15 protein-coding genes are annotated in these 16,797 nt (G+C 41.7%); 8 read left to right on the top strand and 7 right to left on the bottom strand.

The features are described 5' to 3' along the window. The first annotated feature begins 314 nt into the window (after positions 1-314). From pyrR to AT15_RS00965, 8 genes are all read left to right on the top strand, one after another. On the top strand, positions 315-857 hold the full coding sequence (pyrR, locus tag AT15_RS01005; RefSeq protein WP_068345467.1) for a bifunctional pyr operon transcriptional regulator/uracil phosphoribosyltransferase PyrR: 543 nt from the start codon (positions 315-317) through the stop codon (positions 855-857). After that, positions 854-1,783, top strand: coding sequence for an aspartate carbamoyltransferase catalytic subunit (locus tag AT15_RS01000; protein ID WP_068345465.1), 930 nt, complete (start codon positions 854-856; stop codon positions 1,781-1,783). Before pyrR ends, AT15_RS01000 begins: the two co-directional genes overlap by 4 nt. Continuing rightward, positions 1,780-3,048: a dihydroorotase gene (locus tag AT15_RS00995; protein ID WP_068345463.1), complete on the top strand. Its 1,269-nt coding sequence runs from the start codon at positions 1,780-1,782 to the stop codon at positions 3,046-3,048. The genes AT15_RS01000 and AT15_RS00995 overlap by 4 nt, the downstream gene beginning before the upstream one ends. Next, positions 3,035-3,736: an iron-sulfur cluster-binding protein gene (locus AT15_RS00990; RefSeq protein ID WP_068345461.1), complete on the top strand. Its 702-nt coding sequence runs from the start codon at positions 3,035-3,037 to the stop codon at positions 3,734-3,736. The genes AT15_RS00995 and AT15_RS00990 overlap by 14 nt, the downstream gene beginning before the upstream one ends. Continuing rightward, on the top strand, positions 3,724-4,647 hold the full coding sequence (locus tag AT15_RS00985) for a dihydroorotate dehydrogenase (protein ID WP_068345459.1): 924 nt from the start codon (positions 3,724-3,726) through the stop codon (positions 4,645-4,647). The genes AT15_RS00990 and AT15_RS00985 overlap by 13 nt, the downstream gene beginning before the upstream one ends. Further along, entirely contained in the window at positions 4,644-5,384 is a 741-nt protein-coding gene (pyrF, locus tag AT15_RS00980) for an orotidine-5'-phosphate decarboxylase (RefSeq protein ID WP_084251371.1), read from the top strand. The genes AT15_RS00985 and pyrF overlap by 4 nt, the downstream gene beginning before the upstream one ends. A gap of 11 nt (positions 5,385-5,395) precedes the next feature. Further along, a complete protein-coding gene (pyrE, locus tag AT15_RS00975; protein WP_068345457.1) occupies positions 5,396-5,974 on the top strand; it encodes an orotate phosphoribosyltransferase in 579 nt (192 codons plus the stop codon). A gap of 1,153 nt (positions 5,975-7,127) precedes the next feature. Continuing rightward, on the top strand, positions 7,128-8,399 hold the full coding sequence (locus AT15_RS00965) for a hypothetical protein (RefSeq protein WP_068345453.1): 1,272 nt from the start codon (positions 7,128-7,130) through the stop codon (positions 8,397-8,399). Between the two features lie 288 nt (positions 8,400-8,687). On the opposite strand, the gene AT15_RS00960 is transcribed toward AT15_RS00965, so the two are convergent. From AT15_RS00960 to AT15_RS00930, 7 genes are all read right to left on the bottom strand, one after another. Then, a complete protein-coding gene (locus tag AT15_RS00960) occupies positions 8,688-9,761 on the bottom strand; it encodes an AAA family ATPase (RefSeq protein WP_068345451.1) in 1,074 nt (357 codons plus the stop codon). A 439-nt stretch (positions 9,762-10,200) separates the two neighbouring features. Next, complete coding sequence (locus AT15_RS00955) at positions 10,201-11,964, bottom strand: alpha/beta fold hydrolase (RefSeq protein ID WP_068345450.1); 1,764 nt, start codon at positions 11,962-11,964, stop codon at positions 10,201-10,203. Between the two features lie 3 nt (positions 11,965-11,967). After that, the gene (locus AT15_RS00950; RefSeq protein ID WP_068345448.1) at positions 11,968-12,855 is read right to left on the bottom strand and encodes a branched-chain amino acid ABC transporter permease; all 888 of its coding nucleotides are present in this window, start codon (positions 12,853-12,855) and stop codon (positions 11,968-11,970) included. Positions 12,856-12,867: 12 nt separating this feature from the next. Then, the gene (locus tag AT15_RS00945) at positions 12,868-13,575 is read right to left on the bottom strand and encodes an ABC transporter ATP-binding protein (protein ID WP_068345446.1); all 708 of its coding nucleotides are present in this window, start codon (positions 13,573-13,575) and stop codon (positions 12,868-12,870) included. Further along, positions 13,568-14,335 carry an ABC transporter ATP-binding protein gene (locus tag AT15_RS00940; protein WP_068345443.1) on the bottom strand — a complete coding sequence of 256 codons (768 nt, stop codon included), beginning with the start codon at positions 14,333-14,335 and terminating at the stop codon, positions 13,568-13,570. The genes AT15_RS00945 and AT15_RS00940 overlap by 8 nt, the downstream gene beginning before the upstream one ends. Before the next feature lie 48 nt (positions 14,336-14,383). Continuing rightward, complete coding sequence (locus tag AT15_RS00935; protein WP_068345441.1) at positions 14,384-15,562, bottom strand: ABC transporter substrate-binding protein; 1,179 nt, start codon at positions 15,560-15,562, stop codon at positions 14,384-14,386. Between the two features lie 28 nt (positions 15,563-15,590). Continuing rightward, a complete protein-coding gene (locus AT15_RS00930; RefSeq protein WP_068345439.1) occupies positions 15,591-16,793 on the bottom strand; it encodes an acetyl-CoA C-acetyltransferase in 1,203 nt (400 codons plus the stop codon). Positions 16,794-16,797: the final 4 nt, after the last annotated feature.

Below are 16,797 nucleotides of genomic sequence, written 5' to 3'. Positions count from 1 at the left end.
ATAAGCATTTATGGAAGGTCATTTACAGGGTTCGCAAAATCTTTATCATGAAGCTGTTTCATTTCATTGCATTTTTTTGTGATAAAATCACCTTTGAAGATTTGTCAATTAATACTAAAAATGGTACGCTCGCAAAGGAGACAGCAAATGGGTCGGGGTATTTTTATCAAACGTAAAAAAGTGTTATTTTGGAGAATGAAGTTGTATATGGTACTAATCTTAGATACCGTACAAGATGAGTTTTCTATTTATAAGGGACAGAGAAATCTGTCCCTTTTATTTTGCCAAAATTTCTGGTGGAAAGGAGGAAAAACGTGAATTTGAAGAATCTCCACACAATCATTGAACCTGAACAATTCAGGAAAATTCTCAAAAGGATGTATTTTGAACTCATGGAAAAGCTAAAAGATTCAGAGGATTTTGCAGTCGTAGGAATCCAGAGGGGTGGGGTTTATCTTGCAGACCGTCTTAAGAAGATAGCCTTTGAAAATGGGTTTGAACTCCCCACAGGAAAGGTGGACATTACCTTTTATCGAGATGATACTTTCTATCGCCTGGAGCAACCCCATGTAAAGGAGACACAAATCGATTTTGATGTAACCGGCAAGACGATTATTCTGTGTGATGATGTAATTTTCACCGGAAGGACAGTCCGAGCGGCTATTGATGAAATCTTCGATTATGGCAGACCAAAGCGAATAATTCTCGTAACTTTCATCGACAGGGGGCACAGAGAATTACCAATACAACCAGATGTATGCGGAAAGACAGTTCCCACAAGAATGAAAGAACAAATAGTGGTTCATTTCAAAGAGGAGAACGGTACCGACAGGGTAGAAATTGGGGTGATGGAATGAGCATGGTTGGTCGTGATATTTACGATGTAGACGTTTTTAGCGTAGAGGAAGTATATCGGCTATTTGAGCTCACAAAGCATTTCAAGGGTATATTGGACAGAAGGGTAAAGAAAGTGCCAGCATTGCGGGGCGTAACTGTCTGTACGGCCTTTTTTGAGAACAGTACAAGAACAAAGATCTCCTTCGATCTTGCAGCAAAGAGATTGGGTGCCGACACCGTCGCTTTTTCTGCATCTTCTTCATCTCTAAAAAAGGGAGAATCTCTAAAAGATACAATTTTGACTCTTGATGCCATGGGTATTGATCTCTATGTGGTACGTCATAGCGAGCCTGGTACACCTCAATTCATCAAGAAATACACCAGGGCTATTGTAATAAACGCTGGAGATGGGTTTCATGCTCACCCCACTCAAGCGTTATTGGATAATTACACAATATGGGAGAAAAAAGGAAAGATAGAAGGACTGAGGATATCCATTATTGGAGATATTCAACACAGCCGTGTAGTACGCTCTAACATAAAATTGATGAAAATGCTTGGGGCCAAAGTGACCGTATGCGGTCCAAAGACTTTAATGCCTCTGGATATAGAAAAGTCTGGAGTCAGAGTTAGCTATGACATCAACGAAGGAATTGATGGGGCAGATGTAGTTATGGGGCTGAGAATGCAGCTTGAAAGACAAACCAGCGGACTCTTTCCAACGCTTGAAGAATATCATAAACTCTATGGAATCACAAAAGAAAGACTTACTCTTGCAAAGCCTGATGTGATCTTCATGCATCCAGGCCCAATGAACAGAGGCGTCGAGGTGGACGACCATGTTGCGGATTTTGAAAGAAGCGTTGTTCAAGAACAGGTCACTAACGGCGAAGCTGCACGGATGGCTCTCCTTTATTTGGTACTCGGAGGGAGGATGGACGAATGAGGTATCTGATAGAAAATGGAGAGGTCTTTATTGAAGGGAAATTCCAGAGAAAAAACATCATTGTAGAGGAAGAAAAAATAGTCGATATAACGGAAAGCGATCCTCATGATTTCAGTGGCGAAAAAATAGATGCGGACGGCAAGCTTGTTATCCCCGGGCTTGTAGATATGCACACGCATTTGAGAGAGCCGGGCTATGAGTATAAAGAAGACCTCGAGAGCGGGTTAAGAGCAGCACTAAACGGAGGAATAACAACAATTGCCTGCATGCCGAATACACGGCCTTCAATAGACAATCCTGCTGCCGTATACAGTCTAAAAGAAAAGGCAAAAGCCCTTGGGCTGGCCAATTTGGAAGTTATAGCAGCAGCTACTAAAGGCAGAGAAGGCAGGGAATTGACGGAAATGGGAACTCTGGCGCAGGCTGGTGCAATTGGTTTTTCAGATGATGGAGATCCCATCTGGGATCCTCACATAATGAGAAGAGCGCTCGAATACGCCTCATCTTTCCAGCTTCCTGTTATAGATCATTGTGAAGATAAGTCGCTTTCAAGAAACGGTTCAATGCGCGAAAGTTATTACTCCAACTACTATGGGGTTTATGGAATTCCAGATGTCGCCGAATCCGCAATTGTCGCAAGGGATATAGACCTCGCAAATCTAACAGCTGGCTGGGTGCATATAGCTCATGTTTCTACGGGAAAATCGGTGAATCACATAAGGCATGGGAAAGGGAAAAAGGGAAAAATAAGCGCCGAGGTTTGTATCCACCATCTGCTCTTTACTGACAGAGACCTTGAAGATTACAATCCAGCGAAAAAGATAAACCCACCCTTTCCAACTGAAATGGACCGGGAGTTACTCATAGAAGCCCTGATGGATGGAACCATAGATATCATCGTTACTGACCACGCGCCACATGCCAACTGGGAAAAAGAAGTGGAATTCCAGCGAGCACCCTCTGGAATCATGGGTCTCGAAACACTACTCTTACAGCTTTATGAGCTTTCAAAGAAAGAATCCTTACCCTTTGAAAAGTTGCTTGAAAAAGTCACTTCGGCTCCGGCTAAACTCTTCAACCTTACGGGCAAGGGAAAAATCGAAAGACATTGTTATGCAGATCTGGTTTTCTTCGACCCGCTGAATACCACAACACTAACTGGCAGTTATTTCAAATCAAAGGCCAGAAACACACCATATCTTGGAAAGACACTTCAAGGGAAGATAACACAGGTAATGTGTGGTGGTAAATTTGTTAAGCTCTAAAATCAAGTGGATAAGGAAATCGGAAAATGGAACTCTCATTCTATTTGCTCTGGAAGGTACCTTTGGGTCCCTTCCGGGGCAATTTTTTATGCTGAAATCAGGAGATTTTCCCGTTGTCTCGCGCCCCTTTTCGGTTTACTTTGAAGATGAAATCAAGGGAGAGACGCTTTTCCTCCTGAAACCCCGTGGTTTACTGACAAAAGAAGCGCTATGCTGGCAAAAGGGTCATGTGCTCAAGCTTAAGGGACCGTTAGGCAATCCTATTCCAGTAATTGAAGGTGCAAACCTCGTAGCTGGTGGGAGCGGTTATGCACCCCTTCATTTTTACGGATCAAAATACGGGTACAAAAACTTTTATCTGGGGACTGCAACAGAAACAGAAGCTGATTTCTTAAATAATCTACCGAACCTTAAAATCACCCACAGCCCTTTGGTTATTACGAAGCGTTTTTTTCAGGATAACAACGAAGGAGCGGTAATAGCCTGTGGCCCTACGCAAATGCTGAAGCATTTGTCCGAGCAGTATCGAAATGGGCCGGTATATGTTTCTCTAGAAGAGAGAATGGCCTGTGGTTCAGGCATGTGTGAAGGCTGCGCGGTAAAACTCAGGAGCGGTGAAATAAAATTTGTGTGCAAAGACGGCCCCCTTTTTGATGGAAAAGAGGTGGACTGGCAATGGCTAATTTAACCCGGAAAATCTTAGGCATTCCTTTCAAGAACCCTATTATAATCCCTTCTGGGCCAGGTGGTTTTGGGCAGGAAATAAACAGAAGTCTTCTTTCCAAAATTGGTGCTTTTACCATAAAGAGCATTACACTGGAGCCAAAGGAAGGCAACCCCCCTCCCAGACTTGTCGATGCGGGTTATGGTCTAATAAATTCAATCGGGCTTCAAAATCCCGGAATAAAAATGTTTCTGAGTACCATTTACCCGAAACTTTGCCCTTTCCCTACAAAACTTTTTTTCTCAATTGCGGGTAATTCGCCTCGTGAGTTCAGGGAAATGGCTGCTGTTTTGAATGGAATTGAGGGTTTTGAGTTGCTGGAGCTGAACCTTTCATGCCCCAATGTCAAGGATGCCAGTACCCTTTTGGGAGCTGATCCTGAACCGGTGGCTGAGATATTGAAACAGGTAAAAGAGGTTTTCACAACCAGACCTGTGTCGGTGAAATTGCCTCCGGAAATGCCGGATCTCCCTTCTGTGATAAAAGCGTGTGAAAACAACGGCGCTGATGCATTGACGCTATTTAACTGTATAACAGGAGCAAGATTTGATATAACAACCGGGAAGCCATTTTTGAAAAGGGTTTATGGAGGGTACTCCGGCCCGGCAGTTAAGCCTATCTACCTGAGAAAGATCTATTTGGCCCGGCAGTTAACTAAACTACCGATTATAGGTATGGGTGGTGCATATGAATGGGAGGATATCTTTGAATATCTCCTTGCAGGAGCTGACCTTGTGGGTTTTGGCCTAAGAACGATGGTCGATCTGACGGAAGTTGCTGAGCTTCCTGAAAAAGCGCAAAAATGGCTTTTTAATCATGGATATAATACTCTTTCAGAGTATCTGCAAAGTGTCCGAAGGGAGGAAATAAAGTGAGTTTTGTTGAAAAACTGATGAATTTACGCGAAAAAAACGGCTCACACCTGTGTGTAGGGCTCGATATCGATCCAGAAAGAATACAACAGAATCCAGTGAGCTTTTGCAAAAAAATAATAGCGGAAACAAAGGAGTATGTTTGTGCCTATAAAGCTAACCTTGGTTTTTATCTTGCCATGGGAGAAGAAGGAATCGAAATCTTGAAGGAGGTAGTAGCGGCAATTCCGCCTGAAATTCCCTGGATACTCGATGCTAAATTCGGCGATATAGCCAACTCTTCCTCTCAATACGCAAGATTTGCGTATGAAGTTGCACAAGCGGATGCCGTAACTTTGAATCCTTATATGGGGTTTGATTCAATAAAAGCCTTTGCAAAATATGAAGATCGTTACGCTTTTATTTTGACTTTGACAAGCAATCAAAGTGCAGCGGATTTTCAGACTCATGATGATCTTTCTTTAAAAGTCGCAAAAAAAATCGGTGAATGGAGAAAAGGTTATAAGAATCTTGGAATGGTTCTTGGAGCTACCCAGGGCGAGAAGTTAATGCCTTTACTTGAGGGGAATGATAGCTTTGTTCTCGTCCCTGGAATAGGTTCTCAGGGTGGAAGTGTGGATTTCTTACGGGATAGCGAACATTACGAGAGGCTGATTATAAACGTTTCAAGATCCATAATCTATGCAGAAAACATAAGTAAGAGCTGTGAAGAATTTTATAATTTAACGTATTCGAAGTAGGAGGGATTTATATGGATGATAAAGAAGCCATGGAAATACTCTTATCCCTTGGAGCGGTGTTAAAAGGGCATTTTTTGCTCAGTTCCGGAAAACACAGTGATACATATATCCAATGTGCGAAACTCTTTCAATATCCAAAATATAGTGAATTGTTTTCAAAAAAATTGGCTGATGAATTTGCCATTGATAAAATCGATGTTGTAATCGGGCCAGCACTCGGTGGTGTGGTTTTGGCCTATGAAATGGCAAAACAGCTTAACGTTCGCGGGATATTTGCAGAAAGAGTTCAAGGCCAGATGCAATTGAGAAGAGGCTTTGAAATAAATAGAGGAGAAAAAGTCCTTATCGTTGAAGATGTAATCACCACAGGCGGTTCTACAAAGGAAGTGATGCAAGTTGTAAAAAAATTGGGAGGCGAAATCATAGGCATAGGCAGTGTCGTTGATCGCAGCAATGATCAGGTGGATTTTGGAGTGAAATTCAAATCGCTTTTGAAAATCAACGCAGTTACTTATGAACCCCCAAATTGCCCACTTTGCAAAAAAGGAATCCCAGTAGTAAAACCGGGAAGCAGAGGAAACAGGAGTTAGGTGATTCGAGAACAATAAAAAAGACATTAATTTTAGGATTGCTATGAATTGCTTTGCAGTTGTCATGAACCACTTCGTGGTTGTTTTGGTAGACTTTGTCGATGATATCCATCGCAGGTGCATAGCTTGATCTTTAGTTCAGCATAGCGGTCTCATCGGTGTCTCTCGGTTTCTTGGTTCTCGGATTCTCGGTTCTTATCCGCCATAGGCGCGCAGCCATTCTGGAGGAATGCAAAGCCGTGACGAAGTCAAATATATCCTGAGCTTTAGCTCAGCACCTCTGCATTCAATTCTTAGTATTCGATCCTCGCCTTACCAACCGTCGCATTATCATTTGTCGTACTATCAGCAGTCGCCCCACCAACTGTCGTACTATCATCTGTCGCCGCACTGCGGCTCTCGGTTCTCGGCTTATAAAGGCACTTACAACTCACAACCGACAGCGTTTGCTATACTCCAGACCCTTGACCCGCGCAACTGAACTCAAGATGTTTCTCAGTCCTATATTTTCATACAGTTTAAATTAAGACGAATATTATTCGCATACAAAAGAAACGATAAGGAAACAAAAGAAAAGAGAAGAAAAAGCAAAATAATAAAATAAATTATAAAAAAAACAAGAAAATAAAGAAAAACAATATTTTATTATGGGTATTATATTAGTTATAATAAATTATGTTAAATTTAACCTTTACCTAGAGCAAAGTCATTTGTGGTTTTGTATAACCTCTTATTTTGAAAGGGGGATTCTTATGAAAACGGTTCAAAAGTACATTATTACTGTATTATTTCTGTCAAGTGTAGCAATGGTATTTTCTGCTATTCCTCTCATAGCTGATCCTGGATGTTCGGTGACACTATGTCTTTCTATGTGTGAACACCAAGATACTGTTTACATTTGTAGTTTGATGGGGAAGGCGGAACACTATGATGAAAATGATTCCCCTTTGCCGGTGAGCCTTACATTACATTTACACTGCACGTATGTGGGACCCTTTTGGTTCGACGAGTGTGAAAGGGTGGAGACTTTTTCCGGGAATGGTTTGATTTCCGGAACTATTAATTGTACCCTTAATAGCGGTATTTTTGAGGGTGTTTGCTTAGTCGACAAATCTTGCGTGTGCAACTAATTTGTGAGTGGGGAGGTGAGGACATGATAAAACGCATCATATTCATTGCTTTAGTGGTAATCCTGCCTTTATTGTTGCTTGGCGGCACTGTGGTTGCTTATCTTCCATGCATTATAGACTGGAATACCGGGTCTTTTACTCAGAACGTTGTGTTATTTGCAAAACGGCCAACTGAATTACCTATTGCATCAGAATCGAGATTTCTCTATGGAGAGATAAATGTTGGAGCCAGACAGCTTGGCATTATGCTCCTCGACGGGCCAGCACCAACTCTGTGGGTGGATGCAAATAACAATGGTAGTTTTATTGACGATGGTCCTGCGGAATGTTATTTGAGAAAAACGAAAGGAACTCAGGATATTTATTTCTGGAAAAAGAAAGTGACAATCTGTTATGATGTCGATGGAAAAGAGCATTCGAATGACGTGCTTTTACGCTTTGTGGGAACAAAGTTTGGTTTTTTTGGAAAGTATACATTGAGCTATTGGTTTTCAAGTCACCGGGAGGGAATGCTTGAAGTCTCAGGAAATATTTATAAAGTGATTCTTTTTACAAAAAGAACAGACGGAGATTACAGCGTATTGGATGACATTCATTTCGGTATAGATCTCAATCTGGACGGAAAGATCAATCCATCAGTACCATCACCGGAAGTTTACAGTGCCGAAGAGGTAATACCTATTGGTGATGAAAACTACAGGATACTTTCTATTTCTCCTGACGGTGCAAAGGTCGTTTTGGAAGCTGTGGATGAAGCTGCAACATTTAAGCCATTCCTTGAGGTTGGATGCAAAGCCCCGGCTTTTACGGTAAAAGATCTTCTGGGAAGAGAAGTGTCAATTCCATCAACAGATACAAAAGCAACGATTCTCGTTTTGAGTTCTTATAAGCCTTGTGAGATATCCTCAAAAAATGAAGGCAACTGCTGCAATAATGCCTTTACGGACACCAACAAAGCCAGGTTGTACCAGCTTCTACACATTGACTATTACTTGAAAGAATTCTATGTAAGTTCAATAAGGATAATATGGTTGCTTACTGGTAAGGAATATGATGGGCTATGCTCTGAAAATATGAAATGGCTTTATGTGGTAAACGATAGAGATATGCTTTCATTGTACGGATATCCGGCAGCTGAAAGAATATTTGTTATAGATGAAGATGGGGTCATAAGAGCAACAGACGAATATTGGATTGATGAAAAATCCTGGTTATCGGATTATCCTCAAGGTGGTCAACTTATGCTTACGTTTGATGACATAAAAGCCATTCTTAAAGATATACTGCTCCAATAACACAGGAAGCAATTGTATTGCTGACACAGAAAGCAAGAGACTATAAAGTCTTGAGTCTGGTGTTCTTACTAAACCCTAGACCCCGGACTCTAAACCCGCTCTCTTTGTCGTGGGTGATCCGTTGTAGGTTGTACGCGGTTTATGAGCCGATAATCGAGAGTCGAGGGACAGAGGGGATTAGAAGTTAAGAACAATAGATTCTGAATCAAGTTCAGGACGACGGGTAAATCTCAGGATGGAAGATTGAACACAGAAGCTGAGAGGCGGGAATCAGTTGTGTAGCATCTCCTACTCTTCTTTCAGGAGTTTTTCAAATACTTTGTCGATAATGTGCCATTCGTTATCTTTTTTTTCAATCCATCCAGTTTTCCTTAATATATCTAGAGCATCGTGTATTCGGGATTTTGATATGGTTTCGCCGTTTACTTGAAATGCTTTCTGTATGTTGCTGAATTTTTTCGCACCTGAAGCGATGTATTTCAAAACAGTAATGTATCTTGGACTCCTTTTTTCCAGTTCTTTGAGTTCTTTTTTTAGAGTTATCCTTGCTACTTTGTAAGCGGCTTCAAGTGCCTCTGGATGAGATTTTTTCAGCCTGTGTAGCCCGTATTGAACGAGATGACCAACTATGCCATCGAGATGCTTGTGTGCCTCAACTAGTTCTGTTTCTTTGTAACTACAATTTGCTTCTTCGAGAGCTTTCTTTAAGAAAGATATAGCTTCTATATCGCTGAAAGGGTAAAGCAAAATTTCGCTTAAATATCTTCCAAAAAGCGGATTATCGTAATCTTCTACTCCAAGGAAGTCATACAGCAACCCGATTTCAGAACCTGTTAGCAGGAAACGGATATTTTCAAGATTGTCATATGCCCAGGCAATCATGTTTTGGAGATCTCTTCCACCACGACTTCCGTAATATTTTAAATATTGGGCTTCATCAATAGCTATAATGAATGTTTTTCTGATTTGGTTTAATGCTTCTAAAATATCTGATATATTGATTTCTTTCCAGTTGAATTCTATGCTATTTCCCGCTATCATAAAGCCTTTTACATTCTTTAATGCTTTTTTGATTTTTTCCTTTAGAAGGTGTTTTTCAAGTTCTGGCTGCAGCTGAGAAATTAGATTGAATTTACTTATCGCACCACCAGAATCGGTGTACATTTTTCTGGCATCAATAATGAGATAACTTGCATTAATTTCTTTCAATCCCACTCTCATAAGTGATGATTTTCCAATTCGCCGTATGCCGGTGATAATAGTTATAGGATTTGAGCTCAAAGAATCTATCAGTATTTTCAATTCTCTTTTTCTTCCGAAAAGATCTGAAGATTTGCTCTTAGGTTTTGGATCAAGGAGCATATAAATTACCTCCTGTCATATTGTTCTGGAGTCGGAACTAGTTCTGATATCAGAACTATTATAACATATCATGGTTAACCATGTCTAAGAATTTACATCAATGTTGTTTGATAGAGTGAAGCAATAAGTACATGGTTGACCCTTGGAGTAAATGATGGGTCTGAAAGCTATCTCGAGAACCGAAAGCTGATAAACGACTCTTGGTTCGTTGTCGGTTGTGGGTTGTTGGTTGAGCGTAAAATACATTGGGAACCGAGTTACGAGAAAATCGAGAGCAGAAAATCTTGGCCTTTCTCTGCCACAGGCGCCCAGCCATTCCGGAGGAATGCAAAGCCGTAATGAAGGCACACACAGCTTGGACGAAGCCCAGCATAGCTGTTTTATTGATTCGCTCATAACTCAGTACTTGCATTCTCGAATCTCGGTTTTTATGGTCAACCTACTCTTTTACAAAGTCAATCAGCTTTTGCAAGAAGAGCTCCGGTTTTTCTACATTAACGCTATGGCCACAATCGGGAATGATTTCAACTGTTGCATTTTTCATTACTTTCTCAAATTCTCTGGCCATTTGTTCCGTTATTATGAGGTCGAGTTTGCCAACAAGTATCTTGAAGGGGATTTCAAGTTTGGATAATTCCTTTTTGTAATCATATTCTTCAAGAGCCCGTGCATTCTCAATAAAGCATTCTGGCTTCATCATAAGGGCATCTGAAACAAGCTGGTCGGTAAAATAATCCACAGGTCTGGTTGGCATAGTTCCGATCAATGCCTTTTTCAATAAATCCGCGTTATTTTTGTATAGCTCCAGAGCCGCATAAACTTCAGGAGCTGTTTTATAACCTGAGGGCGGTGCCGGATCGATCAATAATACCTTTTCTACTATTTCAGGATTATCTATTGCTACTTTTTGAGCCACGGCACCTCCAAGAGAATGTCCCACGACAATCGCTTTATTTGTGCCCAGTTTTTTCATGAATTCTGAAACATATTTTGCATATGTCTCTATCTTTGCTTCATCAATCCAATCAGAATATCCGAAATTTGGCATATCTAATGCAATCCCCCGGAATTCTGTTGGAAGTATATCTAAAGAAGGCTTAAACCAACGCCAGGAAGCGAAATTCCCGTGGATAAAAAATATAGTTTTTTCAGATTTTTCGTTTTTCTGAACATAATGTATCCTTTTTCCATTTATTTCGACAAACTCGCCTTCGGCTTTCTTCATTTTTGCAAACCTCCTTTTGATTGCTGTATAAGGTTTCCAGAGGAATTTGACATTGAATATTTGCAGTGCATATGCAAGTCCGCGTGGAAAGAAAAGCACAACCAATACAAGTAATACACCAAAAATGATAGACATTGGAAGTTGTGTCCTGCTGAACATAAAGGGCATGGCAACCATTATAACCGAGCCTATAAAACTGCCCGAAAGTGATGCTAGACCTCCAATAACGATTATGGCAAGGAGATTTATAGAGTTTCCAAGGCCAAAATCTGTGGGTGAGATGTAGCCGATAGTGTGCGCATAAAGGCTTCCAGCAATGCCTGCGTAAATAGCGCTAATAACAAATGCAATGAGTTTATATCTTGAAATGTTTATACCCATAGATTGAGCAGCAAATTCGCTTTCCCTTATGGCTTTGAAAGCTCTGCCAGTTTTGCCCTTTAAGATGTTTGCACTGATGATATACAAGAGAAGGCTTACAATTGCTATAAGATAGTATTTTGCTGTATCAGAAGAAAGTGAAATTCCAAGCAGTTTCGGAGATACAATGTTTCTTATTCCTATGTTCCCTCCAGCGTATTCCCATGATTTTAAGAGCTGTTCGACTACCACACCAAAAGCCATTGTGGCAATTGCCAGATAGAACCCTTTCAACCTGAGAGCAGGAATTCCCAGTAAAAGGCCAAAAATCCCTGCAACGCATCCAGCTATTAAGAGAGAAAGTAAGAATGGAAAATTGAAATTCATGGTCAAAAGAGCTGAGGTATAAGCTCCTATGGCCATGAACGCGGCATGGCCTATTGAAATTTGCCCGGCATATCCTATAACAATGTTCAAGCCCAGAGTGGTTATAGTGTAAATTAAGACCAAAGAAAAAATGGTCATCATAAAAGGTTGATTGATGAAAAAAATCGGGATAATCAAAAACAGAAGCGCTGTTAATATCCACTGCCTGTTTTTATACAGAATACCTCGCATATTCTACACCCTTTCTGCTGACCTGCGGCCCAGAAGACCTTCGGGTTTTATAAGAAGTAGTATGAGAATAATTAACAATGCAAAGGCCATTTTCAATTCTTCGGAGAGATAACGTGCCACAAATTGTTCTATGATACCGAGCAGAAGTCCACCAACAACTGTACCGGGAAGACTTTCAAACCCTCCAAGGACCGCAGCCGTGAGACCCTGTATCTGAAGATCTATCATCATATTTGGGTTTATTTGAGTTCTTGGAGCGGCCATTATAGCGGCAAGAGCACTCAATGCGGTACCTATGCCCCAGGAAAAAGCAAATACCATACCCACTTTGATCCCCATTAATCTTGCAGCAGTTTCGTTTTGTGCTGTCGCACGCACCGAAAGTCCTACCCTTGTGAATTTGAAGTAAAGGAAAAGAGTTAACATGATAGCTGCTGCAATGCCAAAAATGAGAAGATCCTGCCTTGTGAGTATGATTCTTCCCTGTGAAAATTTGATGATAAAGGGTCTTCCGCGTATAAGGGAGGGAAATGGTTTGTAATCCTGTTTCCATATTTCCAGTGCAAGACCTTCAAGTATCATGAGAAGTCCCAGCGTCAGGATTAACATCGCTGAGTGGGAAAGGTGTCGTATAGGGCGCAATAACCCTCGTTCCGTTGCTGCTCCAAGAAAGAAGCCAAAAAGGACAGCAGTGAGAACCGCAACCCAGAGAGGTAATCCAGCAATTGCAAAAACGGTGTATGCTATGTAAGCGGCGAACATTCCCATATTTCCATAGGCAAAGTTCACAACACCGGAGGTTTTGTATACAAGCACAAGACCCAGAGCTACCAGCGAAAAAAGGCTCCCTTCTCTGAGCCCCAATATTATTTGCTGTAAAAAAGTTACCATCTTTTTACCCCCTCAGGCTCCAAGATATTTTTGCTGAACCAATTCGCTCTTAAGAAGATCCTTTGCATTACCTTCGAGGGCGAGAGTTCCTACCTCGAGGATATAAGCATAATCAGAGATCCTGAGCGCAGCATTGGCATTTTGCTCAACAAGCAAAATTGTCAGACCGTGTTCTTTGTTAAGATTGGCAAGAAGCTCAAAAATTTGCTCAACAATTTTTGGTGCAAGTCCAAGAGAAGGTTCATCTAACATAAGCAATTTTGGAGCCGCCATGAGTGCCCTGCCAATGGCAAGCATTTGCTGTTCGCCACCGGACAAAGTCCCGGCTAGCTGATTCTTTCTCTCCTGCAATATCGGGAAGAGGTTATAAACATTCTGGAGATCCGTATTTATTTGCTTTTTGTTTTTTCGTGTGATAGCCCCTGAAAGGAGGTTTTCCTTAACAGAAAGGTCTGGAAATAATTGCCGCCCTTCCGGGCACTGCACAATTCCCCTTCTGACTATTTCCGATGAATCAAGGTGCATTATATCCTTCCCCTGAAAAAAGATATTACCTTTTCTGGGTTTTAAAAGGCCAGAAATTGTTTTAAGCGTCGTTGATTTTCCCGCTCCATTGGAGCCAAGCAGGGAGACTATCTGACCTTCTTCAATGCGTAATGATACATCTTTCAGTGCTCTGACATATCCATAAAAGACCTCGATATTTTTTATCTCAAGCATATTTATTCTCTCCCAGATAGGCTTCTATAACTTTGGGGTCATTTTTTATATCATAGGCTGACCCTTCAGCTATCTTTTCGCCAAAATTCATGACTGTTACTCTATCAGATATATCCATTACCAGTGACATATCATGTTCTACTAGAAAAATCGTAAGGTTGTATTCATCACGCAATCGCTTGATTAAAAGCTTCAACTGAGAGGTTTCTGTTGGATTCAAGCCAGCTGCAGGTTCATCCAGCATGAGAAATTCGGGTTCGCTCATCAAAGCTCTACCGATTTCGACGAGCTTTTGCAATCCGTAAGGAAGCATGCCAGCCAGCGTGTTGAGCCTGCTTTTAAGGCCTAGTAATTCCGCAATTTCAAATGCCTTTTCCATTGATCTTTTTTCTATTCTTTTCGCTTTGCCCGTCCACAGTATTTCCTGAAATATTCCATAATTGATCTCACCATGATGCCCGACAAAGAAATTATCCTTCACAGTCATGTACTTGAATATTTCGAGGTTCTGGAAAGTTCTGGATATGCCCGTTTTTATAACTTCATAAGGCTTATATGCTGCCAGGTCTTCGCCGTTGAAAAAGACCTTTCCTTCGGTTTCCTTTACAATCCGGGTAATGACATTGAAAAGAGTGGTTTTGCCGGCTCCATTTGGACCGATTAAAGAATGTATGGTGTTTTTTTCGACAAACATATCAAAGGATTTGACAGCGGTAACGCCACCAAATTTCACGGTTACGTTTTTGACTTCAAGTGCCATGGTGCACCTCCAGGAAAACCACGGGGGAAAATCCCCCGTGGGTAGAGATTATTCAGCAACTGATATCCAGTCCGTCAAAGTAGTCCAGACTTTGTTTTGCACTTCCATTACATACATCTGCCTGATACCAACACGGCAATATTTGTCATCTGGATCATAGGGTTTGTAAGTAATAGAGGGTGTAATAAGACCCTTCCAGCCGTTCATGCCTTCAAGCGCTTTAACAAGGCTTTCCCTTGTGGGTTCTTCGCCGGCCCGCTTGAGGGCTTCGGTGAATACTTCAGCTGCTATAAACCCGGCTGCTGCATATGCGTTAGGGATCTCGTCTTTGAAGGTTTCCTGATAAATCGCAATGTATTTCTGGAAGCTTTCGTCCGCAATATCACCCATGACCCATGCCATTGCCTGGAAACCTTCTGCTGCATCTCCTGCCAATGCGATTACTGTGGGATCAGGGTTGACATAGTTGCCGAGCAAAAGGGCATCGAGCCCGTACTCATAAGCCTGTTTCAGGAAATTGGGACTCTGGGGTATCCACATGCTCAGTACTACTGCATCAACATTCATTTCCATGAGTTTCAAGATTTCATTATCGAAAGTAGTTCTTGTGACATCAACCGGAAGTTTAGCAACAAGGGCAGAACTGTATCCATGTTCAACAAGCCAGCGTTTAAGGCCGTTAAGTTCTTCCTGTCCGGCATCATCTGCTCTGTAAACAATTCCTATACGCTTTTTCCCAAGAACCTCGACCAGATATTTCGCCATTATCTGGCCTTCCGTTGTGTAATTGGGCTGCACGGTGAACACGTATTTCTTGGGTGGAATAGCAAGGATACTCGAACCGCTTCCCTGGTAAACGAAGGGGACGCCGGAATTGTTGAGATAATCGGCTACTGCAAGGCATCCGGGTGTACCAAGGCCTCCAACAATTGCGAAAACTTTGTCCTGTTCTACAAGCCTTTTGACTTCAACCACGGTTTTTGAAGGGTTGAAAGCATCGTCGGCAACAATAAATTCGATCTTCCTACCGTTAATTCCACCATTGGCATTTACCCAATTGAAATAGGCGTCCATGCCTTTTTTCATAGAGATACCTATTGGTGCCACTGGACCTGAAAGAGCTTGGAAAGACCCGATAACAATCTTGTCGGGATACACTCCATCTTCCGCCAGTACAAAGCTAATGGCAAAAATGACAAATAACACAGACAAAAGAAGTTTCTTCATACTTTCCCACCTCCTGTTATAGATTGGATCAATCAATATTCTTTATTATCACCGCTGTACCCATTCCACCGCCTATACAAAGGGAAGCAAGGCCGTAGGTCAATTTGCGTTTTTTCATTTCATATAGGAGAGTAACAATAATGCGGTTCCCTGATGCACCAATGGGATGTCCAAGTGCAATAGCGCCACCATTTACATTTGTTCTCTCGAGCACCCAATCTCTTTCAACACCAAGTTCTTCTTCCAGACCTTTCAACACAGCAAGGCTTTGAGCGGCAAAGGCTTCGTTTAGCTCAAAAAGTTCAATGTCCTTTATGCTCATTTTTGCTTTTTCAAGAACTTTTTTTATTGCTGGTACAGGCCCATATCCCATATAAGCTGGATCCACACCGGCTTGAGCAAAAGCAATGATTTCTGCCATGGGTTTCAGCCCATGAGCTTTTACGGCATCTTGTGAGGCGATGACCATGGCACTACCACCATCGTTTATCCCTGAAGAATTACCAGCAGTGACTGTTCCGTCCTTTACGAAAGCCGGCCTTAATTTACCGAGTTTTTCAAGAGTAGTATCTCTCGGGTGTTCATCGGTGTCAAAAACGACTTCCCCTTTTCGCGTTTTTATTATCACAGGTTCGATTTCGTCCTTGAATTTGCCTTCAGATATTGCTTTTTTTGCTTTCATCTGGCTGTTGAAAGCAAATTCATCCTGTTCTTCTCTCGTTATCTCATATCTCCTGGCAAGGTTTTCTGCTGTAACACCCATATGGTAGTTGTTGAAGATATCGGTAAGGCCGTCAAAAACCATGTGATCGACTATCTCGCCATTTCCAAGCCTATATCCAAATCTGCCGCTCGGAAGTAGATATGGTGCTTTGGACATGTTTTCAATGCCGCCTGCAAGAACGATTTCTGCTTCGCCGAGCAATATATCCGTGGCGCCGATCATAACGCTTTTCATACCGGAACCGCAAAGCATATTCACGGTATAACCGGGTTTTTCCGCTGGAACGCCTGTATATATTGATACCTGTCTCCCCGGTCCCATACCCTGACCGGCAGAAAGAATGCACCCTATGATTGTTTCATCGATTTTTTCAGGAGCAAGTTCGGCCTGCTTTATCGCTGCTTTTGCGGCAGTGACTCCAAGTTCAACCGCAGGTACGTCTTTAAGTGAACCTCCCAGCGTACCGATGGCCGTTCTTTTTGCACCAACGATATAGATCTTTTTCATCCTA

The organism is Kosmotoga arenicorallina S304, assembly GCF_001636545.1.
Taxonomy (GTDB): Bacteria; Thermotogota; Thermotogae; order Petrotogales; family Kosmotogaceae; genus Kosmotoga_B; species Kosmotoga_B arenicorallina.
Note: the sequence above shows the minus strand (reverse complement) of the source record. Positions and strands in the feature narration are given on the sequence as shown.